Origin of the sequence: Clostridium sp. HV4-5-A1G (assembly GCF_900184915.1) — a bacterium.
GTDB lineage: Bacteria > Bacillota > Clostridia > Clostridiales > Clostridiaceae > Clostridium_B > Clostridium_B aromativorans.
Map to the genome: position 1 here is coordinate 1 of NZ_FXYI02000397.1, position 507 is coordinate 507.

A 507-nucleotide genomic window follows, 5' to 3' on the forward strand; every position below is an offset into this window, starting at 1 on the left:
AAAGCACCCAAATTACAGGTAAAGCACTATAAATGTCCTGCCCTTTACAGGGGTAATATGTTTAAAATGCTGGACAGGAACCATGCCCAGATAAAGATATATAAAAACAATGACTGGGTGTGGCTCAAGGTATCTCTAAGGAAGCAGGACATAAAGTATATAGAAAAAAACTGCAGAGGCAGAGAGTTTTCGCCGATACTTGTCAGGAAAGGCAGAAACTATTACCTGCAGTTTGCATATGAAAACAAAGTAGAGTTCAGGGAAACATCCCTTAAAGATAGGGTAGTGGTATCCGTAGATCTTGGTATAAATCACTCCGCAGTATGCAGTGCAGTTGATTCAAAAGGAACTGTCACTGGCAGGAAGTTTATAAACCAGCCGGAAGAAAAAGACCTGATGAATCACCTGGTAGGCAGATTGTGCAGAAAACAGAAACAGAGCGGGAAAAAGGCAAAATTGACCAGGGCATGGAATAAGATAAACAACCTGAAAAGAGAAATAACCAAC

At 40.6% G+C, this 507-nt stretch carries 1 pseudogene; it reads left to right on the plus strand.

Annotation, left to right across the window (positions count from 1 at the left end):
- Positions 1 to 66: 66 nt before the first annotated feature.
- Positions 67 to 507, plus strand: a pseudogene (locus tag J5G60_RS18740) (IS200/IS605 family accessory protein TnpB-related protein); the annotation flags it as partial.